Below are 24,386 nucleotides of genomic sequence, written 5' to 3'. Positions count from 1 at the left end.
GTTGCCAGTGGGACGGTTCCTGAGCGGGGTGCCGCATGAGCGGGGTTTGCCGAAGCAGTCACCATAACGATTCCGCGGCCCCGGCATGAAAGCGTTTCAGTGGCCGGGACCGCGGTTGCCGAACTACCCCTCCAACAGCTGCTGCCCGAGGTAGCCTCCGGCCGGCACACCCGGCGGCACCGCGTACAGCCCGCTCGCCTCGTGCCGCAGGAAGCGGGAGAGCCCGTCGCCCCGGGAGAGCTTGCGCTGCACCGGGGTGAAGCCCTTGCGCGGGTCGGCCTGGAAGGCGAGGAAGAGCAGCCCGGCGTCCGGCGAGCCGTCCGGCAGCAGACCGTCGTGGTACGAGAAGCCGCGCCGCAGCATCGCCGCCCCGCCGTTGCCGGCCGGGGCCGCGACCCGCACGTGGGCGTCGGAGGGGATCGCCAGAGCGCCGTCCTGGCCCTGCGCGGAGAGGTCCACCGCGGTGCCCTCGCCGGAGCCGGCCGGAGCGCTCAGCGGCGAACCGTCCGCCTTGCGCCGCCCGATCACCCGCTCCTGCCGCTCCACCGGCAGCTCCTCCCAGTGGTCCAGCAGCATCCGGATCCGCCGGAACACCAGGTACGAGCCCCCGGCCAGCCAGGCCGGCTGGTCCCCGCCGGCCGCGCAGAACACCTTGCCGGCGAAGCCGTCCTCGCCCGGCTTGGGGTTGTTGGTGCCGTCGATCTGGCCCATCAGGTTGCGCCCGGTCATCGGCCGCGCGGTGGCCCCGGGGGTCCGGGCGAAGCCGGCCGCCTGCCAGCGCGGCGCCGCCGTCCCGGCCGCCAGCTTCTGCAGCGTCCGCAGCGCGTGCACCGCCACCAGGGCGTCGTCGGCGCCGATCTGGACGAACAGGTCGCCGTCACCGCGCGCCGGGTCCAGCGCGTCGCCGGTGAAGGCGGGCAGCGGTTCCAGCGCCGCCGGGCGGCGGTCGGCCAGCCCGGCCTTGTCGAACAGCGCGGCGCCGAAGCCGACCGTGACGGTGAGCGAGCAGGGCCCGGCGTCCAGCGCGACCTGGTTGTCGAACTCCTCGGCCGGCTCCCCGGCGGTCAGCCGGTCCACCGCCTTGGTCCAGCGTTGCAGCAAGGCGCGCAGCCCGTCCCGGCCGGCCCCGTCGGCCAGGTCGAAGGCGGCCAGCTGGACCCTGGTCTGCTGCGGGTCGAGGATGCCGGCCTGGTGCTCGCCGCGGAACGGCACCCGGCCCGCGCCGAGCGCGCCGCCCTGGCCGGCCCGGCCCGCCTGGCCGTCGGACGGGCGGTCGTAGGCGACCGCCCCGGCCGCCCCGGCCCCGGCGCCGACCAGCAGTCCGGCGCCGGCCGTGCCGAGCAGCGCCCGGCGGGTGAAGCCCGCCGCGCCCTTCTCCTTCTGGTCCACCGCGCTCACCCGACCTTGAACTGCTGGGTCGGGGTGGTCTGGTCGATGTCCGAGGAGCGGATCTGCACCGAGACCACCCAGATGCCGGCCAGCGGCAGCTGGGTGGTGCCGCTCCAGCGGCCGGTGCCCTCCGGGGTCAGCGCCACCGGCAGCGGGCCCAGGTCGCGGTCCGGCAGGGTGAAGGCGAGCTGCACCTCCGGGACGTCCACCGGCTTCCCGTCCGTACCGTCCAGCGCGAGCTTCACCTCGTTCGGGCCGGTCCTGGCCGGGTTCAGGGTGACCGTCGCGGTGCCCTTGGCGTTCGGCGTCCGGCCCTTGGTGTCGTACGGCAGCTTGAGCTCCACCGTGCGGCCCGGCTCGGTCTGCGGAGCCGCCGTGGATCCGCCGGCCACCGGGGCGGCGTTCCCGGCTGCCTTGATCTCGCCCGCCACCCGCCCGGGCGGGGAGTTGGTGAGCATCGTGGTGACCACCAGCACCGCCACCGCGGCCAGCGCCTCGACCAGCACCGAGCGGCGCAGCCCGGCCCGGGTCGGGGTCAGCCCGCGGTCGCGCCCGGCGCTCGCCCGGGCGGCCTGCTGCCGGGCCAGCTGCGCCTGCCGGACCGGGTCCCCGTCGTGCGCCGCGACGGCGACCGGCTCGGGCACCTCGGCCCGCTCGACCTCCGCCGCCTCGGCCGGGGCCGAGCGCAGCCGGGCCAGCCAGGTGCGGGAGATCCACGCGACGCCGAGCATGACGACCACGCAGCCGGTCTTCACCAGCAGCAGCTTCCCGTACTCGGTGCCGGTCAGCGCGCCCCAGCTGCCCAGGCCCCGCCAGGACTGGTAGATCCCGGTGACGACCAGCACGGCCACCGAGCCGAAGGCGACCTTCGAGAAGCGGTCCACCACCTCGGCGCCGACGCCCTCGCGCAGCCCGACCAGCAGCGAGGCCAGCCCGCCCAGCCAGAGCGCCATCGCGATCAGGTGCAGGACGCCGAACGGCAGCGCCAGCCAGACCTGGATGCCCACCGAGGCGTGGTCGGCGCCGACCCAGGTCGCCGCGAGGGCGACCGCCAGCACCAGCCCGGCCACGCCCAGGCCCAGCCGGGCCTCGCGCTGCGGGCGCTCGGCGGCCCGCTGCTCCAGCTCGCGCAGCTCGGCGGCCTCGGCGTCCTCGTCGTGTTCGTCGTGGTCCCCGGCCTTCGCGGGGGCGGGCCGCTGCGGCAGCCCCAACTGCCCGACCAGCAGCGACAGGAAGATGCCGCCCGCCGCGAGCAGCAGCAGCCGGGCGGCCAGCGCGGTGCCGATCCGCTCGTCCAGCGTGGCGCGCACCAGCGACAGGTCGAGCGCCTTCCCGATGCCCGAGCCGCGCTCGTACGGGCCGCGCAGCATCAGCACCGCGACGGTCGAGGCCAGCAGCGCCGTCCAGCCGGTCATCAGCAGTCGCTGCACCGGACGCCGGGTCGCGCCGGCCGGCCAGCAGACCAGCACGAACGCGGCCACCCCGGCGAGCAGCGCGAACGCCGCGTACGCGACGGTGCGCCCGGTGCCGTACAGCGCGGAGACCAGGCCGTCCGCCTTGGCGCCCTGCAGCGCGGTGGCGGACACCGAGGTGTCCGAGGGGGCGCCGATGGAGAAGGTGAACGCCCCGCCGACCGGGTGCGAGTCCTCCGAGACGGCCCGCCAGGCCACCGTGTACGTGCCGTTGGCGAGCCCGCTGTTCAGCGCGACCCGGGCGGTGTTGCCCTGGCCGTCGGCGTGCGCCGGGTTGCCGGCGTCCACGGCCTTGCCGGCCGGGTCCAGTACCCGGACCGAGTCGCTGGACAGCGACACCGTCTCGCTGAAGGTCAGCGTGACCGCTTGCGGGGCGGTGGCGACCACCGAGTTCTGCCGCGGGTCGGTGGAGTCCAGGGTGGCGTGCGCGGAGGCCGGCCCGGCGCCGACGAGCATCAGCGCGAGCAGCACGCCGAGCGTTCCGAGCGCTCCGACGATGCGTCGGGGGGCGATGCGTAGGGGGGCGGTCCGGCGGTGCGAGGCCTTCTGCATGCTGGCGGATTCCCTAACTCTGGCCGGGCCGGTAGGTGAGCTCCTTGACCGGCACCTTGACCGAGATGGTGCCGGACTTGGCGAAGGTGAGGTCGAGCTCCAGCTCGTCGCCCAGGGCGGGCGCCTTCTGCCATCCCATGATCATCAGGTGGGTGCCGCCGCGGGCGAGCTGCAACGCGCCGTGCGCGGGCACGTCCAGGCTGCTCACCTGCTCCATGGTCGACGCGGTCGAGCGGTGCATGGTGACCGAGTCGGCGGCCGGGCTGGTCACCTTGACCAGCTGGTCCGGCCCGCCGTCGTTGCGGACGGTCAGGTAGCCGGCGCCCATCCCGCCGGCCGGGGGCAGCGGGATGTAGGAGTCGGCCACGCTCAGCTTCGCCGGGCCCGCGTCGCCGGCGCCGCCCTGGCCGCCCGTCCCGCAGGCGGCCAGGATGGCGCCGCCGCCGAGGGCGGTGGCGACCACGGCGCCCACCAGGGCCGACCGGCGGAACCGTCGGCTGCCCGTCGTCGACACGCTCCTCTCGATGGTGACCTCGCTTCGCTCGGTCACGCCGCGACCCCCTTGGCGAGCAGCGGCAGGTCGTGCTCGTAGGTCTTCTCCTCGGTCCCGCTCATGTAGAGCACGTGCGCCTTGTCGTCCGAGGGGAGGAAGGCCAGCACCTGGGCGCCGTGGGTGGAGGTGACCGTGCCGTCCGCGTTGACCACCGGGTCCTCGATCATGATGCCGAGCGACTTGGCGGCGGTCTTCACCTTCTCCAGGTCACCGGTGAGGCCTATGAAGTCGCTGCCCATCGAGTCCAGCCAGGTGCGCAGCACCTTGGGGGTGTCGCGCTGCGGGTCGGTGGAGACGAAGACCACGTTGATCTTCTTCCGGTCCTCCGCCGAGAGCGCCTTCATCGCCACGCCGATGTCGCCCATGGTGGTCGGGCAGACGTCCGGGCAGCTGGTGTAGCCGAAGAACAGCAGCGTGGTCTTGCCGTTGGTCTGCTGCCGCAGGTCGTAGGGCTGGCCGGAGGTGTCGGTCAGCTGGAGGTCGGGCTTCTCGAAGTTCTTGGCGAGCTTGGTGCCCTGGTACGGGGTGTCCTCCTTCTGCTGGGTGACCTTCGCGGCGGTCGAGCCGCCGCCGGAGGAGCCGCAGGCGGAGAGGGTCAGGGCGGCGGCCAGTGCGAGGGCGGCGGCGCCGGCCAGCCGGGTGGTGCGGATGGCGCCGTTCGTACGGGCGGTGCGGGGCATGGGGTGTTCCGATCGTCTGCGGTGGACCGCCGGCGGGGCCGTACCCGGGCACGGGCACGGCCCCGCCGGCGCGGGGATCAGGAGGCGGAGCCGCTGTTCTTGCGGCGCAGGCCGAGCACGCCGACGGCGGTGCCGATCACGCCGACCACGATGCCGACCACGCCGAGGGTGCGGGCGGTGCTGTCACTGGACTTGGTGTCGCCGGAGGCGGCGGCGTGGTCGGAGCCGTCCCCGTGGGTGCCGGCGGCCGGGGAGGCGGAGGCGGTGACGCCGTGGTCGTCGCCTCCGGCGGCCTTGGTGAGCTTCAGGACCGGGGCCGGGTGGGCGGGCTCGGGCTGGCCGGCCTGGGCCTCGTCGATCCAGCGGACGACGTCGCCGTTGTCGTAGGTCTGCAGGGCCTTGAACGCCATGCTGTCGGCGTCGGTCGGCAGCGGGCCGAGCGAGACCCGGAACTCCTGGAACTGGCCGGGGGCGATCTTGGTGCCGGCGTCGGCGGTCCAGGTGATCTTGGAGACGGCCTCGGTGACGTCGCTGCCGTGCACCTTGATCGGCTTGTCGAGCTTGGACTTCTCGACGTTCGCGGTCCAGCCCGGCAGCGGCAGGGTCCGGACGGAGGCCAGCGGGTGGTCCATCGGGAGGTTGACCTCCAGCTTCACCGTGCTCGCCGTGTCGTTCTCGTTCGGCACCCGGAAGTCGACGGCCGTGTAGCCGCCCTGGGCCGCCGAACCCGGGTTCACGGTGACGTGCGCGAAGGCGGGGCCGGCCAGCGCCACCACGGAGGCGGCGGCGGTCAGGGCGACGGCGGCGAGACGGCGGGCGGGAAGGGAACGCATGATGCGGGGTCTCCGATCGGAGCTCGGCGGCCCGCACTGCCGGGCGACGGGGGAACCGTGCCTCGGCGGGGGCCGCGCGTGGGACGTGGGGGGGGGCAGAGCCTGGGGCCGCCGTCCCTGTGGCGGACGGGAACGGCCCGGACACCGCGCACCTCACCGCGAACCCGGTACGGCCCTACGGGCACGCACGGGGAACACCGGGTCAGTACGCGAGGGCCCCGCACGGCGGACCGCGCCGCACCACGCTGTGCCGCAGCACCGCACCGGCCGGAAGCAGGCCCTCGCCGCCCCTGGCCCCGAACCGGCGGGCCGGACCGGCCACGCCGAACAGACCGCGCAGCAGCGCGGCCACCAGCACGAACGCCGAGCGCAGCGGCGCCGCCCAGTGCTCCCGGGCCGCCGACGCGGCCACCCGCACCAGCCGCCACAGCGCCGCCTCGCCGCGCCGCAGCCACCAGCCCGCCACCAGCGCGGCGGCCAGGTGCCCGGCCAGCATCGACGGCGTCATCCCGAACACGCCGCCCTGCCACCAGGGCGCGACGGCGTACGCGTGCGGGTCCAGGCCCGCCGAGGAGACCAACTGCTCGGGGGACACGCCGCCGGGCAGGCCGACCAGCGTGCCCGGGCGGGCCTCGTTGCAGATCAGCCGGCCGGCCGCCTGCGGCATGGTCATCGCACCGTGGTGCATGCCGCCGCTGCCGAAGCCGTGGAAGAGGCAGTGCAGGCCGAGCTGCCCCGTGCCGAGCGCCCCGGCGATGGCCGTCAGCGAACGCTCCCGTCCACCACAGGCCACCGCGAGCCCCAGCACCGCTGCGAAGCCCGTCGCCAGCGCGGCCGGCGGCACGTCGCCGCCACCCGCCAGGGCGTGCCCGGCGGCCGCGATCAGCGTGCACACCAGCGCGAACGGGACCGCCCGGGCAAGCCGCAGATCCCAGGCGGCGACCCCCACCGGCCGGACCGGTACGGAGGCGCCCGGGACGGGGGCGGCGGGGAGGGCAGTCATGGCCGGGCCATCATCTCATCGCGTACACCGCCGATACCGGCAGGGTGGGAAATCCCTACGAATGCCCCGTTCAGCGGCGGCGTGCACCACCGGGTGTGCGCCCTTCGGCACACACCCCGTCCCCAGTCCATCCGCCGAACGGGCGGTAGCCGACCCCGGGCACGGTTCACCGCCGAATCGCCCGGAGATACCTAGTTGTATGTGGAGCCGCAGCCAGGAGGGACCTCCCGTGGACATCTGGTGGACTCTGCACCTCAAGCGCGACCCGGCCAGTGTTCCGCTGGCCCGGCGCATCCTGCTCGGTGCCATGGCGACGGCCGGCGTCGACCCGCAGATCGCCGACGACCTCGGCGTCGCCCTCACCGAGGCCTGCGCCAACGCCGTCGAGCACGGCGCCACCGGCCGGCCCGACGACGGCTTCCAGGTCACCGCCTCGATCAGCGGCGACCGGCTGCGGATCGAGGTCACCGACTCCGGCCCCGGCCTGCCGGCCCCCGCCGCCCCGCTCGCCCGCCGCCCGGCGACCCCCACCCCGGTCCGCCCCGCCGCGACCGGCCGAGGGCACCGCCGCTCCCGCCGCGGCCGCGCCACCGTCCCGGCCCGCGTCCTCACCGCCCACCGCCCCCGCCGCGACGGCCACCCCTACGACACCCACGTCCTCCCCTGCCGGCCCCCGGCCCCCACCCTCCGCCCGGTCGACCTCGACACCCTCCCCGACCTCACCGCCGAATCCGGCCGCGGCCTCTTCCTCATCCACGCCCTCACCGACCACGTGCAGCTGCGCAACCACCCCCTCCGGGGAGCCATCGTGAGCTTCGACAAGATCCTCAAGTGGCAGGACGGCGCCTTGCTGAGGGCCGCTTCCTGACCCGCCGCCGCTTTGCGGCGAACCGGCGTTTCGGCGGCGGATCCGCGTCCGCGTACGGGTTCGGCTCCGGCCCGGGCGCAGAGCAGTGGTCCGTCGGTCGTCGCGCTGCTGCGCTGCGCCTTTCCGCCCTGCGGCCGGAGCCCGCAGCCACCCGGAGCGGCGCTCCGGCCCTCCGCTGTGTCGTAGGGCCGGTCCTCACATTCCCGCCTGCGGGGCGACGACCTCCCAGCCTTCGGCCGGGAGGTACCGGTGGGGGTACCTCCTCCACCTTGCGATGCACGCACCCCGACGCCGCCCCGCCCGCCCTCCGGGCGGACGACGGGAGTTCGAAGACCGGCTGCAGGGGCACGCGGCTCCGCACCGCCCGGCGGTCAGTCCTCGGTGGGGCGGCGGCGGGTCAGGAAGACGAGGGTGGCGCCGAGGAGGACGGCGGTGGTGCCGGCGACGGCGAGGGGGCGGCTGGCGGTGCCGGCGCCGGTGTCGGCGAGGTGGGCGGGGCCGGCGGGCGGGGTGGTGGGGATGCGGTTGGTGGCGGCGTAGGTGAAGGCGGCGGTGAGCTGGGGGCAGGTGTACTTCTTCGCCGGGGCCGAGCCGGACGGAAGGACCTCGGACTTGGCGGTGAAGGTGAGGCGGTGGTCGCCGAGGCCGGTGGTCCGCAGCTGGAGGGTGAGCTGCTGGCCCGGGGCGAGCTGGTAGGTGCCGGCGTTGGTCGGCGTCCCGGAGACGGTCAGGGGCTTCCAGGCGCCCTCGGGGGCGCGCAGTTCGGCGCTGAGGTCGCTGCCGCCGTCGGCGAGGGCGACGGTGGTGGCGAGTTCCTTGACCGTCGTGGTGCTGATGTTGTCGAAGGTGACCGCGAGCTGCCCCGGGGTGGTGCTGCTGCCGGTGACCGGCATCGTGACCGCCATCGGGCCCTCCGGGCACTCGGCGGCGGAGCCGGCGCCGGTCGGGGTGGCCGAGGGCGTCGCGGTGGGGGCGGCGCTGCCGGACGGGGCGTCCGTGGGGCCGGTCGTGCCACTCGGGGCCGGGGCGGACGGCGTCACCGAGGGCGTCGGTGAGGCCGTCGCCGAGGTTGCCGACGGCGCCGACGTGGGCGAGGAGCCGGCGGCGAGGGCGGGGACCGTACCGAGGGCGACCGGGCCCGCGGTGAGCACGAGGAGGGTGCAGGCGGCGGGAAGGCGGGCGGGTCGCATCGATGGCTCCAGCGGTCGGGTCGGGTGTGCGCTCTCCGGGGGAAGACCACCGAGGGGCGCGAACGGTTGTCCGCGCCCCTCGGGTTCATCCCGTGAGGGACGCGAGCCCCCGGTTGCCGGGCTCCGGAGGCGGTCGGACGATGGGGTGCATGATGCACCAGATGCGAGCCGAGTACGGCGCCGACGGCGAGGCCGGCGGGGTGCGGCTGTGGCACATGGTCCGGGGTGCGCAGAGCGTGGCGATGTGCGGCCGCGAGCTCGATCCGGGGGCGCCGGTGCGGGAGGCGGTGGACTGGGGGAGGACCCCCGAACTGTGCTGCCACACCTGCGGGGCGTACTTCCTGCGCGAACAGCCCTACCTGGCGGCCGAGCACCCCTGAGGCCGGCGGGCCGGTGAAGCCGGTGAGGCCGGCGCCGTCGTGATCGGCGCTACCGTGCTCGGCATGGAGCAATCTCTCGTCCGGCCGCGGCCGTTGACCCGTGCGGCCGCCGGGCTGCGGTCCGGTGCGCCGGGCCTGCCCGAGTACGTGGACCGTTTCTGCGCGCTGGTCGAGCGGGTGGATCCGCTGATCCACGCCTTCGTGTCGGAGCCCGGGCGGCACGACCGACTGCGGGCGCGGGCGCGGGAGTTGGCCGCGCGGTACCCGGAGCCGGCCGGGCGGCCGCCGCTGTACGGGGTGCCGGTGGGGGTCAAGGACATCGTGCACGTGGACGGGCTGTCCACGCACGGTGGATCCGCCCTGCCGCCGGGGGTGTTGGCGGGCCCGCAGGCCGTGGTGGTGGACCGGCTGCTGGCGGCGGGGGCGATGGTCGCGGGCAAGACGGTGACCGCCGAGTTCGCGGCGAGCGCCCCGGGCCCGACCCGCAATCCGCACCATCCGGGGCACACCCCGGGCGGTTCGAGCAGCGGTTCGGCGGCGGCGGTCGCGGCGGGGCTGGTGCCGTTGGCGATCGGCACCCAGACGGTCGGTTCGGTGATCCGCCCGGCCGCGTACTGCGGGGTGGTGGGGTTCCGGCCGACGTACGGGCGGATCCCGATCGCGGGCGTGATCCCGAACGCGCCGAGTTTCGACACCCTGGGGGTGTTCACCGCCGATCTGGCGGGTGCGGCGCTGGCGGCCTCGCTGCTCTGTGACGACTGGCGGACCGGCCCGGTGCCGGACGCGCCCGTGCTCGGCGTGCCGGACGGCCCGTACCTGGAGCGGGCCGAACCGGCCGCGCTGCGCGTCTTCGAGGAGCGGGTGGAACGGCTGGAGCGGGCCGGTGCGACGGTGCGTCGGGTGTCGTTGTTCACCGACTTCGCCGAGATCATCCGGCAGTTGCAGACCGTGAACCGTTTCGAGCTGGCCCGCAGTCACGCCGACTGGTTCGCCCGGTTCGGCGGTCTGTACCGGCCGGAGACGGTGGCGAGCATCCGGGTCGGCCAGGGCGTGGCGGCCGAGGACCGGGCCGCCGCGCTGGACTTCCGGGAGCGGCTGCGCGAGCGGGTGGAGGCGGCGACCGCCGAAGCCGGGGTGGACCTGTGGTTGGCGCCCTCGGCGACCGGCGGTGCGCCGGAGGGCCTGCACAGCACCGGGGACGCGGTGATGTCGCTGCCGTGGAGCTTCCTCGGGCTGCCCGCGCTGAGCCTGCCGGCCGGCCGGACCGCGGCCGGGCTGCCGCTCGGCCTGCAGGTGGTCGGCGCGGCGGGTGGCGACGAGCGGCTGCTCGCCCAAGCTGCCGCGCTGGAAGGGACGTTGGACTGAAGGGCGTTGGACTGAAGGACATTGGGCTCAAGGGCGTTGGGCCGGCCCGCTGCGGGGGCTCGGCCACCGGCGGATCATCGGGGAACCGGCCGTCGTTGATCAGGTGATCGGATTCATTTCCGCGGGACTGGGGGTAACTGCCGCATGAAGATCGTCGAACTGCACGCACGGGCCATGGAGTTGGCCGCCGAGGTGGTGGACACCGTACGGCCGGACCAGCTGGACCTTCCCACCCCCTGCGCCGGCTGGACGCTGCGTCGGCTGCTGGAGCACTGCGCCGGCCAGCACCAGGGCTTCGCCGCGGCCGCCCGCGGCGCCGGGCCGGACCTCGCGCTGTTCGCGGACGCTCCGGTCGACGCGGACCCGGCGGGCGTCTTCCGCCGGACCGGCGTCGATCTCACCGCCGCCTTCCAGGAGGCGGCCGCCGTCGAGCGGGCGCTCTGGCTGCCCGAGATCCGCGACGGCGGCCCGTTCCCGTTCGCCCAGGCGGTGGGCTTCCACCTGCTCGACACCCTGGTGCACGGCTGGGACGTCGCCGCCGCGCTCGGCAGCCCGGACGCCCTGGTCGCGGCGGTGGACGGCGACGACGCCCTGGCCGACGCCCTCTCGGCGGTGACCGAGGCCGTCCCGAACACGCCGGAAGCCCGGGCGCCCGGCCGGGCCTTCCGCCCGGGCCTCGAACCCGGCGGCGGCGCCGGCCGGTTCGACCGCGCCCTGGCGCTGCTCGGCCGCGACCCGGCCTGGCGGGCCTCCTGACTAGGCCTTCCGCTCCCGCTTCTCGTCCGGGAAGCGCGGACCGCCGATCAGGAAGAACAGCGCAGCGGTCGGAAGGCCGAGCGAGGCGGCCAGCAACACGATGAACTGCCAGAACATCTTCCGCTCCTCGTCAGTCCCGGGTCGGTCGGACACCCGAAGGTGCTCCTAAACCCGACTGGCCCTGATTGGCTGAATTGTCCGGTCGCTATCCGACGGTATGGCTGAATCGCCCTTGATGCCACCGGACAACGGGCCCCGGCCCGCGCCACACCGACGCACGGGTCTGGGCGCGGGCCGGGGGCGGCGGCCACACTGTCGGGATGCAGCTACAGCTCGCAGGGGAAGCACGACGGCCCGACCGGGAGAGCGAGGACTTCGCGGCGGCCTCGCCGGAGGCGCTGGTCCTGCTGGACGGCGCGAGTTCGCCGGCCGGCCTGGAGTCCGGGTGCCGGCACGGAACGGCCTGGTACGTCCGCCGGCTGGGGGTGCACCTGCTCGCCCGGCTCACCGACCGCGTGGACCGCTCGATCGCCGAGTGCCTGGCCGATGCCATCGTGGAGACGGCCGCGCTGCACGGCGGCCGCTGCGACCTCGCCCACTCCAATACGCCCGCCGCGATGGTGGTCGCGGCTCGGCGGCACGGCGAGTCGCTGGAGTACCTGGTGCTCGGCGACTCGCTGCTGGTCCTGGAGTTCAAGGACGGCCCGCCGAAGGTGATCGGGGACAACCAGCGCTTCCCCGGCGGGGAGGGGCTGCGCCGCCAGGTCTGGGCGACCGTCCCGGGCTCGGTCGAGCGGACCGCGCTGCACCTGGAGTACGCGCTGGCCGTGCGCGCCGCCCGAAACCGGGACAGCGGGCCGTGGATCGCGGCCGCCAGCCCGCGTGCGGCCGAGCACGCCGAGACCGGCTTCGTCCGGTTGGACCGGCTGCACGCGCTGGCCGCGCTCACCGACGGCGCCTCGCGCTACACCGAGCGCTTCGGGCTCGGCAGTTGGGGCGATGTGCTGCGGCTGCTCGCGGAGTCCGGCCCGGGTGAGCTGATCGCCCAGGTCCGCGAGGTGGAACGGGCGGACGCCACCTGCGAGCGCTGGCCGCGCGGCAAGACCCACGACGACGCCTCGGCGCTCTACGCACTGCTGTAGCCGGGCCTACGGGTGGAGACGAAACGGCAGGAGGGCCGCAGGTCGGAACCTGCGGCCCTCTCGTCGCGACGGATCAGTGGGCGTCGGTGGGGATGGTGCCGAGGCGGCCGGCCGGGAGCTGATCAGGCACCTGATCGCCACCGAGCTGTCCGGGCGGACCCGGCTGACCGGTGAGTGGCAGCGGGCCATCGAGGAGGCCGTGGGCCGGGAGCGGGGTGGGACCGCGTAGCCGCCTCCGGTGCCGTCCGTCCGGGGCGGTCGTGACCGAGCACGCGGTCGCGGCCGCCCGCGGCCCGTTACGAGCGGCGCGGGATCCGGGCGGTCTGTGACAGCGACGCGCAGATGACGGAGGTGGCGGCCCACACCGGGGGGACTGTCCACGGGCTCCACCACATGAGCGCCAGCGAGACGGCGGCGGCCGCCAGCAGCGCGACGATGACCGGCAGCACCATGTCGCGCCGGTGCCGCCGCAGCTGCTCGCCGAGGACCTCTTCGACGATCTCGGCGACCCGGTCGTCGATGGTGTCCCCGTAGTGCACGAGGAACTGCTCGATGTCGTCGGTCCTGCCGGTCGGGCAGTCGCGGCCGGCGCTCGGGTGTCGATCGGTCATGTCTCCACAGTGCCGCACCGGGCGGGCCCGGGTCGGCAGCGTGAACCCACCGGCCGTCGGGGGGTAAACCCTACCCCCCGCTGGTGGGCTCTCCTCGCTGCTGACGCGTGGTCATGTTGGATAGCGTCCCCTCTGTCGGATCGAGGCGCGGACGGTGAGCCACTCACTGCCCGCACTGCCCACGAGAGCGGGACTGAAGCAGTTGACCGAGAACATCGCCGGCCGTGCCACCGGCAACGCCCGGACGGGCGCCCGGCCACCCCGCGAGGTGGTGCCGGGCAATCCGCTGCGCGCGCTGGCCTCCCCCGTGCTGTTGCGGGCGTCGATCCACCTGGTACTTGACGGTCTGGTGGCGTTGGCGGGACTGGCCGTGCTGGTCGTGCTGGTCGTCGCCGTCTGCCTGGCGCCGGCCGGCCTGGTGGGCCTGCCGCTCACGGTGGCGGCGGGGTGGGCGCTGTTCCGGCTGGCCGCCGTCGAGCGCGCCCGGTTCGCCGTGACCTGCGGGCTGGAGCTCGACGAGCTGCTGGCGCCGGTCTGTTCGTGGCGGTTGGCCAAGTCGCTGCAGTCGCTCGTCCACAACCCCTGCACCTGGCGGCTGATCGGCTACTTCGTCCTGCTGATGCCGGTGGCGGTGGTGACCGTGGTCGGGGTGGCGCTGGTCTGGGCCGTGCCGCTGACCCTGTTGCTGCTTCCGGCCTACTACCGGGGCCTGCCCGGCGGGCAGGCCCAGCTCGGGCCGTTCTTGGTGGATTCCCTGCCCCGGGCGCTGCTGGTCGCGGCGGTGGCGCTGCTGGTCGGCGCGGTCCTCTCCCCACTGATCGTCAAACTCCTGCTGGCGCTGGACACCGCACTGGCCGTCGCACTGCTCTCCCGGCCCCGCGGCATGGAACTGGAGCAGCGGGTCAACGATCTGACGGAGAGCCGAGCCCGGGTGATGGAGGCCGCCGAGGCGGAGCGCAAACGGATCGAGCGGGACCTGCACGACGGTGCCCAGCAACGGCTGGTGGCGATGTCGATCACCCTGGGCCGGGCCAGCTCGCGGTTGAAGAAGTCCGGTGACCACGAGACCAACAAGCTGGTCGAGGACGCCCGGCGGGAAACCCTCGGCACCATCGCCGAGTTGCGCAACCTGGCCCGTGGCCTGCACCCGCCGGTGCTGACCGACCGCGGCCTGGAGGCGGCGCTCTCCGCCGTCGCCGCGCTGGCTCCGGTGCCGGTGCGCCTTGACGTCCTGGTGGAGCCGCGCCCCTCCTCCACCATCGAGGCGGTCGCCTACTTCACGGTGACCGAGGCGCTCACCAATGTGGCCAAACATGCTCATGCGACCCGCGCTTGGGTGGAGATCCGGCGGGAGGGCGCCCGATTGGACGTTAAGGTCGGCGATGACGGGCGTGGCGGAGCCGACCTCGCGGCCGGCACGGGTCTGACTGGTCTGGCGGACCGGGTGTCCGGGGTGGACGGGCGGTTCCGGCTCAGCAGTCCGGTGGGTGGACCGACCGTGATCGAGGTGGAATTGCCATGCGGGTAGTGCTGGCCGAGGACTCCGCGCTGCTGCGCCAGGGCATCGAACTGCTGCTCAGCGAACAGGGGATCGAGGTGGTCGCCGCGGTCGGCGACGGGGAGCAACTCCTGCGCGCGGTGGCCGAACACCGGCCGGACGCCTGTGTGACGGACGTCCGGATGCCGCCCACCTTCCTGGACGAGGGCCTGCGCGCCGCACTGGCGGTACGCGCCCGCTGGCCGGAGACCGGCGTCCTGGTGCTCTCCCACTACGTCGAGGAGCGCTACGCCATCGACCTGGTCAACACCAATGACAACGGGGTCGGTTACCTGCTCAAGGACCGGGTATCGGACGCCGAGGAGTTCGTGGACGCGCTGCGCCGGGTCGCCGCGGGCGAGACGGTCCTCGACCCGGAGGTGGTCAAGCAGTTGCTGGCCGGCAGCCGGCAGCGGGATCCGCTGTCCACCCTGACGCCGCGCGAGCGGGAGGTCCTCACGGCCATGGCGGGGGGCCGTTCCAACGCCGGGATCGCGGCCGATCTGGTGATCGGCACGGCGGCGGTGGAGAAGTACATCCGCAGCATCTTCGTGAAATTCGATCTGCAGCAGGAGGCGGGAGACCACCGCCGCGTGCTCGCGGTTTTGCGCTACCTGGGAGCTTGAGATCAGTACCACACCGAAGATGCGCCGCGGATGCCTCCTCGTAGGGCTGGCCGTCCTCGTCGCGGTCGTCGCCGTGGCCAGTTGGGCCGTGGTCGCCTCGCTTCCGGCGCACCACCCGTACAGCGGCAACTGGCAGCAGGACGCGGCCGGCGCCGGCCAGGTGACGGTCCAGGCCGACGGGCTCGGTGTGACGCTGAGTCAGGACGGCTCCTCGCAGGTCACGGTGGCCATGAGCGGCAGCTACACGGGCCATGTCCCGCAGGTCTCCGTCACCCGGTCCGGGTCGGACGTCACGGTCACCGCTGGCTGCTCCAACGACTGCTCGGGGCACCTGCGGATCACGGTGCCGGCCGGCCTGGCCGCGCAGGTGAGCACCGGGGACGCCGGGATCCAGGCGAAGGGCCTGACCGGCCGGCTGGATCTGACCACCGGGCTGGGCGGGGTCGAGGTGGACCAGTCGTCCGGCCCGCTGACCGTGCGGAGCACGGACGGCGCGGTGACCCTCGCCGACAGCAGCGCCCCGAACGCCGAGGTCACCACCGACGGCGCGGTCAGCGGCTCCTTCACGGCGGCACCCGCCTCCCTGAAGGTCACCACGGGCTACGGCGGGGTCGACCTCAAGGTGCCTCACGACGCCACCTACCACGTCGACGCGCAGAGCTCCTGGTCGTCGCCGAGCGTCTCGCTGCCGAACACCGCCACGGACGCGCCGCACAGCGTGGTGGTGAAGACCGCGCGCGGCGACATCACGGTCCACTGAGCACGCCCGTGCCGCGAACGACGGTGGCGTCCCCGGGAGATCCCGGGGACGCCACCGTCGTTCGGACGGTCAGCCGGCGACCACCCCGGGGTACTCCGCGGCCATCCGGTCCGGCATCCCGGGGATCACCCCGAGCGAGGACCAGCGGTCGTAGGGCGACTCGACGGCCGGGTCGATCGGGATGTCGGCACCCAGCCGCTCGGCCGGCGCCCGCCGCTTGGGCGAGAAGTCGACCGCGACGACCGGGCCGTGGCCGCGCGCCTTGAGCACCGCGACGACGCCCAGGCCGATCGGGCCGAGGCCGAGCACCACGGCGACCGAACCCGGACCGGGCTCGCCCCGCCGGACCGCCCGGGCGGCGACCGGGAACGGCTCGCCGAAGCCGCCCGGAAAGGCCGGGGTGCAGCCGACGATCCCACCGCTCTGCGGGCCGAAGCCGATCGGCGGGCCGCAGACGGTGCTCCCGACCGGCAGGGCCCTCGGGGGCCGATTCCATGGACGTGGTCATGAGGGTTTCCTTCCGAAACGGGGTGTCGGGGGGTGGATCACGGATGCCGGGGTGAGTCCAGCGAGGAGGCGAAGTCGGCCAGCGCGGCGGTGACTTCGGCCGGTCGCTCCTGCCGGGTCCGGTGCCCGCAGCCGGGCAGGATCATCGTCCTGCGCAACTGCGGTGCCCACTGGCGCAGTTCGGCGTCCAGTCGGGCGTGGTCGGTGCCCTGGACGACGAAGTCGCGGTCGCCGGCCAGGTAGAGGGCCGGGACCTGGATCCGGGCCCGGTTCAGCGGCGCGGTGAGGTCCCGGTTGCACACGATTCGGGGGAGCAGCAGCATGAACACCCACGCACGACGGGCCAACCTCGTGGCCGCGGCGGCCGCCGCACTGGCAGCGATCACCCTCACCCTCGTCACGCCCGCCATCGCATCCGGAGTCAGCGCCGCCGTGCAGCCGCGGGCCGCTGCCGCCCCGGCCGACACCACCGGCACCACCACCCCGCCCGACAACAACGGCTGGGACTGACAGGTGGGTTATCCCTACCCCGGTTCGGTGGGCTGGCCACGTGTCCGGCCCGGCCGAACTGCTGTTGGCTGGAGGGCAGATGGTCGGTGCGGGGCGGCGCGGGTGCGCCGCCCCGCAGCGCCACCGCGAACCACCGGTGAAGGCCACCGGCCTTCCCGAGAACGAGGAGCGGAACGATCAATACCTCAAGCCGCACCGCCCGACGGTGCACCATGACGACCGGCGCCGGCGCGGTCGACCTCGCGGTGCCCTCGAGCACCGGCTACCGGATCGACGCCCACAGCAGCAGCTCCGCGCCGCAGATCGACCTGCCGAACTCCGACGGCGCGTCGGCCTCCCTCACCGTGGCCGCCTCCAACGGCGGCATCCACATCCACTGAGCGGGCACCACCGCCCCACGCCGACGACCAACGTTGGAGAAGAACCATGCGCCACCCCTCCTCACCCCTGCGCGCCCCGTTCGGCAAGGCCGGCGTCTGGGCCCTTGCGGGCGCCTCGGTCACGGCCGCGGCCACCGCCTGGTGGGTGACCGACTCCGCGCCGTACCCCTACGCGCAGCACCGACTGCTCGACCTGCCACTGCCGTTCCTGTCCTGGGAGCGGCTGGCCGAGCAGCTCCAGCCGCTGCCGGGCGAGCGGATGCTGGAGATCGGTCCCGGTACCGGGCTGCAGTCGCTCCAGGTGGCGCCCCGGCTCGGCGCCGACGGCCGGCTGGACATCGTCGACATCCAGCAGGAGATGCTCGACCACGTGATGCGCCGGGCCGCCGGATCCGGCCTCGACACCATCGTCCCCACCCTGGCCGACGCGCGCGAACTCCCCTTCGACGACGCCACGTTCGACGCCGCCTACCTGGTCACCGCGCTGGGCGAGATCCCGGACGTCCCCGCCGCCCTGAGCGAGCTGCGCCGGGTCCTCAAGCCGACCGGTCGCCTGGTCGTCGGCGAGTTCTTCGACCGCCACCAGATCCGCCCGGCGACCCTGGCCCGGCACGCCAACGCCGTCGGCCTGCACGTCATCCGGCAGTCCGGACCGGCCCTGGCCTACTTCGCGCTGCTGCGGCCGTGCACCTCGGGCTCCGACGGCCGGCCGCACGCCGGTGCCGCGGACCGGTGTGCGGCCACCATCGACTCCTGATCGGGACTGGAGGACCGTCGTGAACAATCCCGGCATCCGGCGCGCGGCCGAGAGCGAGTGGGGCCTGCTCTACCGCCGGGCGCGCGCCCGGCTGCGGGCCAGGGGCGCCGCCGCACTGACCCTCACCGTGGTCTCCAGCTGCCTGGTGCTGCTGTTCGCGGCGGTCGACGAGTTCCCGAGCGGGGCGGCCTTCGTCTCCCGGATAGGCGTCGTCCGGGCCACCGAGCCGTGGGACGTCACGCTGCTGCGCTTCCCGGTCTCGATATTCGTGCCGGCCCTGGGCCTGCCGGTCTGGGGGGCGCTGGCCCAGGTGTTCGTGGTCTTCGCGATCGCCGAGCTGACCCTCGGCCCGTGGCGCACGCTCGCCGTCGGGTACGCCTGCTCGCTGGTGGGCACCTGCTACGCGCGCTTCGGGGTGTCCCGGCCGCCCGGCCACCTGCTCCACCTGCCCGCCGCGTTCGCCCAGGTCCGGGACACCGGGCCGTCGGCGGCCGTGATCGGGCTGGGCCTGCTGGTCGCCTGGCGGTTCGGGGCGCGCTGGACGGCGCTCGGCGTGGTGCTGCTGACGGCCGCGATCACGGCGGTGGACCCGGAGTTGGCGGGTTACGAACACATGGCCGCGCTGGTGACCGCCGCCCTGCTGCTGCTCGCGGACGGGGTCGCCCGCCGGCTGGCCGCCCGCGGTGCGCACGGCTCCGCCGCCGTGGCACCCCAGCCGCGGTGACCTGACCGGCGACCGGGGCTGCGACGCTCACGCCCGGCCGGCCGGCTCGCCCCGACCGCGCAGGCACCACTCGAGCACCGCCATGGCGCTGTGCAACTTGTGACCGGCCTGCCGGAACGCGATGCCGGACGGGCCGTCGAGCACATCGGCGGTGACCTCCTCGCCGCGGTGGGCGGGCAGGTCGTGCATGAAGACCGCCGCCGGGTAGCGGGCCATCAGCTCGGCGTTGACCTGGAAGGGCGCGAAGACCTCCCGCCAGTTCGGGTCGGGCTTGCTGGTGCCGGTGGTCTGCCGGCGGGTGGTGTAGACGACGTCGACCCGGTCGGGGCAGGTGGGCCAGGTCGTGCCGCGCGGAGATCACTGGCAGCGTGTCAGGGTCATCCAGTGAGTTCTTTGGCGCGATTGGGGCCCGGACCGGTCGTACCGGTCCGGGCCTCTGCGTCGTGGGGTCAGCGTCCCAGGGTGGTGTCGGCCGGGATGGTGCCGAGGCGGCCGGCCTGGAAGTCCTCCATGGCCTGCTGGAGCTCGCGGTGGCTGTTCATCACGAACGGGCCGTACCAGGCGACCGGCTCGCGGATCGGCAGGCCGCCGAGGAGGACGACCTCGAAGTTGGCGCTGCGCGAGTCCGGCTGCTTCTCGTCGGCGCGGATGGTGATCGAGTCGCCGTCGCCGAAGACGACGGCCTGGCCCATGTGGAACGGGCGCCGCTCCGTGCCGGCCGAGCCGCTGCCGGCCAGGCCGTAGGCGAGGGCGTTGAAGTCCGAGCGCCAGGGCAGGGTGACCTGGGCGCCGGGGTTGACCGACGCGTGGATCATCGTGATCGGGGTGTGGGTGGCGCCCGGGCCCTGGTGGCCGTCGATCTCGCCGGCGATCACCCGGAGCAGCGCGCCGCCGTCCTCGGAGCCGAGGAGCTTGACGCTGCCGCCGCGGATGTCCTGGTACTTCGGGGCGATCATCTTGTCCGAGGCGGGCAGGTTGACCCACAGCTGGAGGCCGTGGAACAGGCCGCCGGACATCACCAGCGACTCCGGCGGGGTCTCGATGTGCAGCAGACCGGAGCCGGCCGTCATCCACTGGGTGTCGCCGTCGGTGATGACGCCACCGCCGCCGTGCGAGTCCTGGTGGATGAAGGTGCCGTCGATGATGTAGGTGACCGTCTCGAAGCCCCGGTGCGGGTGCCAGGGGGTGCCCTTGGGCTCGCCGGCCGCGTAGTCCACCTCGCCCATCTGGTCCATCATGATGAACGGGTCGAGGTACTTGGTGTTGATCTTGGCGAAGGCGCGGCGGACGGGGAAGCCCTCGCCCTCGTAGCCCTCGGGCGCGGTGGCCACGGTGAGGACGGGCCGGGCGCTCGCGACGGCCGGGTCCGGCGTGGTGACACGCGGAAGGGTCAGCGGGTTGTCGACGGTCACGGCGGGCATGTCGGCCTCCTTCGGGGGGTCTCTGGCCTACGTCCACGAGGATAGTTCAATCCTCAACAACAAGCAAGTTGAAAATTGAACTACGTAGCGACAGAGGAGCCCGGGGGCTCCTCTCCAGGATGGGTCAGCGCCGCGCGTCGCGCATCGCGTGGGGCGGCTCGGTCGTCAGCCGTACATCCGGCGCATGGTGAAGTCGACCATCTGCTCGACCGCCTTGGCGTCGAACACCATCCGGTGCTCGCCCTCCATGTCCAGCGCGAAGCCGTAGCCCGTCGGCAGCAGGTCCAGGACCTCGGCGCCGGTGACGGTGAAGTGCTTGGAGTCCTTGCCGGCGTAGCGGCGCAGCTCCTTGAGCGAGCTGAACATCGGGATCACCGGCGTCGGGGTGTTGTGCAGCGCGAGGAAACCGGGGCGGTCGCCGCGCGGGCAGTGCACCTTCGAGGTGATGAAGATCGCCTGGAAGTCCTCGACCGCCATCGAGCCGGTGGTGAAGGCCCGGACGGCGTCCGCCAGCGACGGCGGGGAGGGTTCGGGGTACAGCGACTGCTGGGACGCCTGCCCCTGTGCGCCGTACGCGTCGGGTCCGGGCATGCCGCTCATGCCCGGCTGCGGACCCGCCTGCTGCTGGTAGGGGTCACCCGGGTATGCGTTCTGGTCATATCCGTACACACGGACAGGCTAGCGGGAGCGCACCCGCCCGCGCTGGCGCCGATCCTGACAAGGAGTGGTCGTCCCGGCTTGTGGGACGTGACCACGTTCATAGGTGATTCATCCCCAGGGGCTTGCCCAAGTTACCGCTGGGTAGCATCATGATGCCTACTGGTGGGTACGGGGCGCCCGAAACGAGGCGGTCACCCGGAAGCGACGAACCGGAGAAAACAGGCCATGGGTCACTACAAGTCCAACCTGCGGGACGTGGAGTTCAACCTCTTCGAGGTGTTCGGTCGCGACCAGGTGTACGGCACCGGACCGTTCGCCGACATGGACGTCGAGACCGCGAAGAACATCCTGAGCGAGATCTCGCGCCTCGCCGAGAACGACCTCGCCGCGTCCTTCGTCGACGCCGACCGCAACCCGCCGGTCTTCGACCCGGAGACCAACACCGCCCCGATCCCGGCCACGTTCAAGAAGAGCTACCAGACCTTCATGGACGCCGAGTGGTGGCGCCTGGGCATCCCGGAGTCGATCGGCGGCCAGGTCACCCCGAACTCGCTGATCTGGGCCTTCGCCGAGCAGATCCTGGGCTCCAACCCGGCCATCTGGATGTACTCCTCCGGCCCGGCCTTCGCCGGCGTCATCGCCGAGGAGGGCACCGAGGAGCAGCTCGAGGTCGCCAAGCGGATGACCGACCGCCTGTGGGGCTCCACCATGGTCCTCACCGAGCCCGACGCGGGCTCCGACGTGGGCGCCGGCCGCACCAAGGCGATCAAGCAGGAGGACGGCTCCTGGCACATCGAGGGTGTGAAGCGCTTCATCACCTCGGGCGAGCACGACATGTCCGAGAACATCATCCACATGGTGCTGGCCCGCCCCGAGGGCGGTAAGCCGGGCACCAAGGGCCTGGGCCTGTTCATCGTCCCCAAGTTCGACTTCGACTGGGAGACCGGCGAGCTCGGCGAGCGCAACGGCGTCTACGCCACCAACGTCGAGCACAAGATGGGCCTCAAGGCCTCGAACACCTGCGAGATGACCTTCGGTGCCAAGCACCCCGCCAAGGGCTGGCTGCTCGGCGAGAAGGTCGACGGCATCCGCCAGATGTTCAAGATCATCGAGTTCGCCCGCATGATGGTCGGCACGAAGGCCATCGCCACCCTCTCCACCGGCTACCTGAACGCCCTGGAGTACGCCAAGGAGCGCGTGCAGGGCGCCGACATCTCGCAGTTCCTGGACAAGACCGCCCCGCGCGTCACCATCACCCACCACCCGGACGTGCGCCGCTCGCTGCTGACCCAGAAGGCCTACGCCGAGGGCATGCGCGCGCTGGTCCTGTTCACCGCGTCCACCCAGGACGACATGATGGCCGCCAAGCTGCGCGGCGAGCGGGACGAGGCCGCCGAGCGCCTCAACGACCTGCTCCTGCCGATCGTCAAGGGCTACGGCTCGGAGAAGTCCTACGAGCAGCTCGCCCAGTCCCTGCAGACCTTCGGTGGCTCCGGCTACCTGCAGGAGTACCCGATCGAGCAGTACATCCGCGACGCCAAGATCGACACCCTGTACGAGGGCACCACGGCGATCCAGGGCCAGGACTTCTTCTTCCGCAAGATCGTCAAGGACGGCGGCCAGGCGCTGACCGCCCTGAACGAGCAGATCCAGAAGTTCCTCGGCTCGGAGGAGGGCGGCGACGCCCTGGCCGCCGAGCGCAAGCTGCTCGCCACGGCCGCCGGTGACCTGGAGGCCATCATCGGCAAGCTGCTCGCCGACCTCTCCTCGGTCGAGCAGGACGTCAAGAACATGTACAAGGTGGGCCTCAACACCACCCGCCTGCTGATGGTCTCCGGCGACGTCGTGGTCGGCTGGCTGCTGCTGCGTCAGGCCGCGGTGGCCCTGGCCAAGCTGGAGGCCGGCGCCTCCGAGAAGGACGTGCCGTTCTACCAGGGCAAGGTCGCGGCGGCCCGCTTCTTCGCCAAGAACATCCTCCCGACCGTCGCTCCGCAGCGGGCGATCGCCGAGGGCATCGACAACGAGATCATGGAGCTGGCGGAGGAGGCCTTCTAGGCCGCGCCCACCCGCCGCCCGCCACCACCCTTCCTGGGACGCTCCCCCAGCCTCCGGCTGGGGGGACCCCCACCGCGCGGCACCTCTTTGACCGCCTGACGAAACCCTCACACCGAAGGGCCCGGCTGCCACCGGGCCCTTCGGTGTTCTCCATGCGCTCCGTAGTGCCCCGGACAGCGGGGAGTTGGGGGCGTGCGGATGCCGGGTGTGCCCGGGTTCCGCACGGATGAGCTTCCGAATGCCATGTCCGTGTACGGGCATATGCTCAAGGTGCGAAGCCGACTCCCCATCCGGCTTCGGCCCTCCCTCGACCCAGGAGCAGTATGTCGACCGCCGCCCGACGGGCATTCTTCGACCGGACGCACACCGACGATCTGATCGCGTTCCTCGGCACTTCGCCGTCCCCGTACCACGCGGTCGCGAGCGCCGCCGAGCGCCTGGAGAAGGCGGGGTTCCGTCAGGTCGCCGAGACGGACGCCTGGGACGGGGCGGCCGGGGGGCGCTTCCTGATCCGCGCCGGCGCGCTGATCGCCTGGTACCTGCCGGAGGGGGCCGGCCCGGAGACGCCGTTCCGCATCGTCGGCACCCACACCGACTCGCCCAACCTGCGCGTCAAGCCGCTGCCGGACACCGGTTCGGCGGGCTGGCGGCAGGTCGCGGTGGAGATCTACGGCGGGGTGCCGCTGAACACCTGGCTCGACCGTGACCTCGGCCTGTCCGGCAGACTCGCGCTCAAGGACGGCAGCGCGCGGCTCGTCCAGCTGGACGAGCCGCTGCTGCGTGTCCCCCAGCTCGCCATCCACCTGGACCGCCAGGTCAACGACGGCATGAAGCTCGACCGGCAGCGCCACGTCACCCCGATCTGGGGCCTCGGCCCGGTGGACGAGGGCTCGCTGATCGGCTACGTCGCCGAGCGGGCCGGCCTGGCCGTCGAGGACGTGGTCGGCTGGGACCTCATGACCCACGACGTCCAGCCCGCCTCCTACCTGGGCCGCGACCGGGAGCTGCTGGCCGCCCCGCGGCTGGACAACCTGCTGTCGGTGCACGCGGCCACCGCCGCGCTCGCTGCCGTCGCCACCGCGGCCGCCGAGGGCACCGTCGAGCTGCCGTACATCCCGGTACTGGCCGCCTTCGACCACGAGGAGACCGGCAGCGAGTCCGACACCGGCGCCCAGAGCCCGCTGCTCGGCAACGTGATCGACCGGACGATCCACGCCCGTGGCGGCAACCCGGAGGACCGCGCCCGGGCGCTGGCCGGCACCGTCTGCCTCTCCTCGGACATGGGCCACGCCGTCCACCCGAACTACACCGAGCGGCACGACCCGGGCCACCACCCGATGCCGAACGGCGGGCCGATCCTCAAGGTCAACGTCAACAACCGCTACGCGACCGACGGCGTCGGCCGGGCGGTGTTCGCGGCCGCCTGCGAGAAGGCCGGCGTGCCGTGGCAGACCTTCGTGTCCAACAACGCCATGCCCTGCGGGACGACCATCGGCCCGATCACGGCGGCGCGGCTGGGCATCAAGACGGTGGACTGCGGCATCGCGGCGCTGTCCATGCACTCGGCGCGCGAGCTGTGCGGGGCGGAGGACCCGTACCTGCTGGCGAGCGCGATCAAGGCGTTCCTGGAGGGCTGAGGCTCCCGGTGAAGAGGG

General features: G+C 73.4%; 28 protein-coding genes and 1 pseudogene. 15 read left to right on the top strand and 14 right to left on the bottom strand.

Features of this window, described 5'->3' with window-relative positions:
• Nucleotides 1-123 precede the first annotated feature (123 nt).
• The 6 genes from efeB to ACFVWU_RS12865 all read right to left on the bottom strand — a co-directional run bounded on the left by efeB (nucleotide 124) and on the right by ACFVWU_RS12865 (nucleotide 6,482).
• Nucleotides 124-1,398, bottom strand: coding sequence for an iron uptake transporter deferrochelatase/peroxidase subunit (gene efeB / locus ACFVWU_RS12890; protein WP_387618960.1), 1,275 nt, complete (start codon nucleotides 1,396-1,398; stop codon nucleotides 124-126).
• Nucleotides 1,395-3,413 (bottom strand): copper resistance protein CopC, encoded by a 2,019-nt coding sequence (locus tag ACFVWU_RS12885; RefSeq protein ID WP_387618957.1) that lies wholly within the window; start codon nucleotides 3,411-3,413, stop codon nucleotides 1,395-1,397. Before ACFVWU_RS12885 ends, efeB begins: the two co-directional genes overlap by 4 nt.
• A 13-nt stretch (nucleotides 3,414-3,426) precedes the next feature.
• Entirely contained in the window at nucleotides 3,427-3,963 is a 537-nt protein-coding gene (locus tag ACFVWU_RS12880; RefSeq protein WP_387618955.1) for a copper chaperone PCu(A)C, read from the bottom strand.
• Nucleotides 3,960-4,646: an SCO family protein gene (locus ACFVWU_RS12875; RefSeq protein ID WP_387618952.1), complete on the bottom strand. Its 687-nt coding sequence runs from the start codon at nucleotides 4,644-4,646 to the stop codon at nucleotides 3,960-3,962. The genes ACFVWU_RS12880 and ACFVWU_RS12875 overlap by 4 nt, the downstream gene beginning before the upstream one ends.
• Before the next feature lie 77 nt (nucleotides 4,647-4,723).
• Entirely contained in the window at nucleotides 4,724-5,479 is a 756-nt protein-coding gene (locus tag ACFVWU_RS12870; protein ID WP_387618949.1) for a YcnI family protein, read from the bottom strand.
• 202 nt (nucleotides 5,480-5,681) lie between these two features.
• Nucleotides 5,682-6,482, bottom strand: a complete 801-nt coding sequence (locus tag ACFVWU_RS12865; protein WP_387618946.1) for a hypothetical protein — start codon at nucleotides 6,480-6,482, stop codon at nucleotides 5,682-5,684.
• A gap of 229 nt (nucleotides 6,483-6,711) precedes the next feature.
• Between ACFVWU_RS12865 and ACFVWU_RS12860 the strand changes: the two genes are divergently transcribed.
• Entirely contained in the window at nucleotides 6,712-7,350 is a 639-nt protein-coding gene (locus ACFVWU_RS12860; protein WP_387618943.1) for an ATP-binding protein, read from the top strand.
• Between the two features lie 371 nt (nucleotides 7,351-7,721).
• Here ACFVWU_RS12860 and ACFVWU_RS12855 read toward each other — a convergent pair whose 3' ends face one another.
• Nucleotides 7,722-8,540 carry an LPXTG cell wall anchor domain-containing protein gene (locus ACFVWU_RS12855; protein ID WP_387618940.1) on the bottom strand — a complete coding sequence of 273 codons (819 nt, stop codon included), beginning with the start codon at nucleotides 8,538-8,540 and terminating at the stop codon, nucleotides 7,722-7,724.
• Nucleotides 8,541-8,689: 149 nt separating this feature from the next.
• On the opposite strand from ACFVWU_RS12855, the gene ACFVWU_RS12850 reads away from it, so the two are divergent.
• From ACFVWU_RS12850 to ACFVWU_RS12840, 3 genes are all read left to right on the top strand, one after another.
• The gene (locus ACFVWU_RS12850) at nucleotides 8,690-8,920 is read left to right on the top strand and encodes a hypothetical protein (protein ID WP_387618937.1); all 231 of its coding nucleotides are present in this window, start codon (nucleotides 8,690-8,692) and stop codon (nucleotides 8,918-8,920) included.
• 63 nt (nucleotides 8,921-8,983) lie between these two features.
• Nucleotides 8,984-10,285, top strand: coding sequence for an amidase (locus tag ACFVWU_RS12845; protein ID WP_387618934.1), 1,302 nt, complete (start codon nucleotides 8,984-8,986; stop codon nucleotides 10,283-10,285).
• Between the two features lie 144 nt (nucleotides 10,286-10,429).
• Nucleotides 10,430-11,041, top strand: a complete 612-nt coding sequence (locus ACFVWU_RS12840; RefSeq protein ID WP_387618931.1) for a TIGR03086 family metal-binding protein — start codon at nucleotides 10,430-10,432, stop codon at nucleotides 11,039-11,041.
• Here the strand turns inward: ACFVWU_RS12840 and ACFVWU_RS12835 are convergent, their stop codons facing one another.
• Nucleotides 11,042-11,194: a hypothetical protein gene (locus ACFVWU_RS12835; RefSeq protein WP_387618928.1), complete on the bottom strand. Its 153-nt coding sequence runs from the start codon at nucleotides 11,192-11,194 to the stop codon at nucleotides 11,042-11,044.
• Nucleotides 11,195-11,361: 167 nt separating this feature from the next.
• Here ACFVWU_RS12835 and ACFVWU_RS12830 point away from each other — a divergent pair, with 167 nt between their 5' ends.
• Together ACFVWU_RS12830 and ACFVWU_RS12825 are read left to right on the top strand one after the other, a co-directional pair.
• The gene (locus ACFVWU_RS12830) at nucleotides 11,362-12,183 is read left to right on the top strand and encodes an integrase (protein ID WP_387618925.1); all 822 of its coding nucleotides are present in this window, start codon (nucleotides 11,362-11,364) and stop codon (nucleotides 12,181-12,183) included.
• Nucleotides 12,184-12,259: 76 nt separating this feature from the next.
• Nucleotides 12,260-12,412: a hypothetical protein gene (locus ACFVWU_RS12825; RefSeq protein ID WP_387618922.1), complete on the top strand. Its 153-nt coding sequence runs from the start codon at nucleotides 12,260-12,262 to the stop codon at nucleotides 12,410-12,412.
• 67 nt (nucleotides 12,413-12,479) lie between these two features.
• Here the strand turns inward: ACFVWU_RS12825 and ACFVWU_RS12820 are convergent, their stop codons facing one another.
• A complete protein-coding gene (locus ACFVWU_RS12820; RefSeq protein ID WP_387618919.1) occupies nucleotides 12,480-12,794 on the bottom strand; it encodes a hypothetical protein in 315 nt (104 codons plus the stop codon).
• Between the two features lie 202 nt (nucleotides 12,795-12,996).
• Here ACFVWU_RS12820 and ACFVWU_RS12815 point away from each other — a divergent pair, with 202 nt between their 5' ends.
• The 3 genes from ACFVWU_RS12815 to ACFVWU_RS12805 are packed head-to-tail and all read left to right on the top strand — an operon-like array spanning nucleotide 12,997 to nucleotide 15,717.
• Nucleotides 12,997-14,322, top strand: coding sequence for a sensor domain-containing protein (locus ACFVWU_RS12815; protein WP_387618917.1), 1,326 nt, complete (start codon nucleotides 12,997-12,999; stop codon nucleotides 14,320-14,322).
• Nucleotides 14,313-14,957, top strand: coding sequence for a response regulator (locus tag ACFVWU_RS12810; protein WP_383706327.1), 645 nt, complete (start codon nucleotides 14,313-14,315; stop codon nucleotides 14,955-14,957). The genes ACFVWU_RS12815 and ACFVWU_RS12810 overlap by 10 nt, the downstream gene beginning before the upstream one ends.
• Before the next feature lie 19 nt (nucleotides 14,958-14,976).
• On the top strand, nucleotides 14,977-15,717 hold the full coding sequence (locus tag ACFVWU_RS12805) for a DUF4097 family beta strand repeat-containing protein (RefSeq protein WP_387618914.1): 741 nt from the start codon (nucleotides 14,977-14,979) through the stop codon (nucleotides 15,715-15,717).
• A gap of 69 nt (nucleotides 15,718-15,786) precedes the next feature.
• Here the strand turns inward: ACFVWU_RS12805 and ACFVWU_RS12800 are convergent, their stop codons facing one another.
• Nucleotides 15,787-16,029, bottom strand: coding sequence for a hypothetical protein (locus ACFVWU_RS12800; RefSeq protein ID WP_387618911.1), 243 nt, complete (start codon nucleotides 16,027-16,029; stop codon nucleotides 15,787-15,789).
• Nucleotides 16,030-16,262: 233 nt separating this feature from the next.
• Nucleotides 16,263-16,547 carry an alpha/beta fold hydrolase gene (locus ACFVWU_RS12795; protein ID WP_387618908.1) on the bottom strand — a complete coding sequence of 95 codons (285 nt, stop codon included), beginning with the start codon at nucleotides 16,545-16,547 and terminating at the stop codon, nucleotides 16,263-16,265.
• Between ACFVWU_RS12795 and ACFVWU_RS12790 the strand changes: the two genes are divergently transcribed.
• The 4 genes from ACFVWU_RS12790 to ACFVWU_RS12775 all read left to right on the top strand — a co-directional run bounded on the left by ACFVWU_RS12790 (nucleotide 16,546) and on the right by ACFVWU_RS12775 (nucleotide 18,595).
• Entirely contained in the window at nucleotides 16,546-16,734 is a 189-nt protein-coding gene (locus ACFVWU_RS12790) for a hypothetical protein (protein WP_387618905.1), read from the top strand. The genes ACFVWU_RS12795 and ACFVWU_RS12790 overlap by 2 nt on opposite strands.
• A 212-nt stretch (nucleotides 16,735-16,946) precedes the next feature.
• Nucleotides 16,947-17,114, top strand: a complete 168-nt coding sequence (locus ACFVWU_RS12785; protein WP_387618902.1) for a hypothetical protein — start codon at nucleotides 16,947-16,949, stop codon at nucleotides 17,112-17,114.
• A gap of 46 nt (nucleotides 17,115-17,160) precedes the next feature.
• Complete coding sequence (locus tag ACFVWU_RS12780) at nucleotides 17,161-17,871, top strand: class I SAM-dependent methyltransferase (protein ID WP_387618899.1); 711 nt, start codon at nucleotides 17,161-17,163, stop codon at nucleotides 17,869-17,871.
• A 19-nt stretch (nucleotides 17,872-17,890) separates the two neighbouring features.
• Nucleotides 17,891-18,595 (top strand): hypothetical protein, encoded by a 705-nt coding sequence (locus ACFVWU_RS12775; RefSeq protein ID WP_387618896.1) that lies wholly within the window; start codon nucleotides 17,891-17,893, stop codon nucleotides 18,593-18,595.
• A gap of 27 nt (nucleotides 18,596-18,622) precedes the next feature.
• On the opposite strand, the pseudogene ACFVWU_RS12770 reads toward ACFVWU_RS12775, so the two are convergent.
• From ACFVWU_RS12770 to ACFVWU_RS12760, 3 genes and pseudogenes are all read right to left on the bottom strand, one after another.
• Nucleotides 18,623-18,953, bottom strand: a pseudogene (locus ACFVWU_RS12770) (ornithine carbamoyltransferase); the annotation flags it as partial.
• A 91-nt stretch (nucleotides 18,954-19,044) separates the two neighbouring features.
• Nucleotides 19,045-20,016, bottom strand: coding sequence for a pirin family protein (locus ACFVWU_RS12765; RefSeq protein ID WP_387618893.1), 972 nt, complete (start codon nucleotides 20,014-20,016; stop codon nucleotides 19,045-19,047).
• Nucleotides 20,017-20,181: 165 nt separating this feature from the next.
• On the bottom strand, nucleotides 20,182-20,685 hold the full coding sequence (locus ACFVWU_RS12760; RefSeq protein WP_387618890.1) for an SseB family protein: 504 nt from the start codon (nucleotides 20,683-20,685) through the stop codon (nucleotides 20,182-20,184).
• A gap of 216 nt (nucleotides 20,686-20,901) precedes the next feature.
• On the opposite strand from ACFVWU_RS12760, the gene ACFVWU_RS12755 reads away from it, so the two are divergent.
• Both ACFVWU_RS12755 and ACFVWU_RS12750 read left to right on the top strand, forming a co-directional pair.
• Nucleotides 20,902-22,731, top strand: coding sequence for an acyl-CoA dehydrogenase (locus ACFVWU_RS12755; protein WP_387618887.1), 1,830 nt, complete (start codon nucleotides 20,902-20,904; stop codon nucleotides 22,729-22,731).
• 323 nt (nucleotides 22,732-23,054) lie between these two features.
• Nucleotides 23,055-24,368, top strand: coding sequence for a M18 family aminopeptidase (locus ACFVWU_RS12750; RefSeq protein WP_387618884.1), 1,314 nt, complete (start codon nucleotides 23,055-23,057; stop codon nucleotides 24,366-24,368).
• Nucleotides 24,369-24,386 lie beyond the last annotated feature (18 nt).

This window comes from Kitasatospora sp. NPDC058190 (assembly GCF_042883685.1).
Classification (GTDB): domain Bacteria; phylum Actinomycetota; class Actinomycetes; order Streptomycetales; family Streptomycetaceae; genus Kitasatospora.
This window is presented reverse-complemented; position numbering and strand designations above follow the sequence as displayed.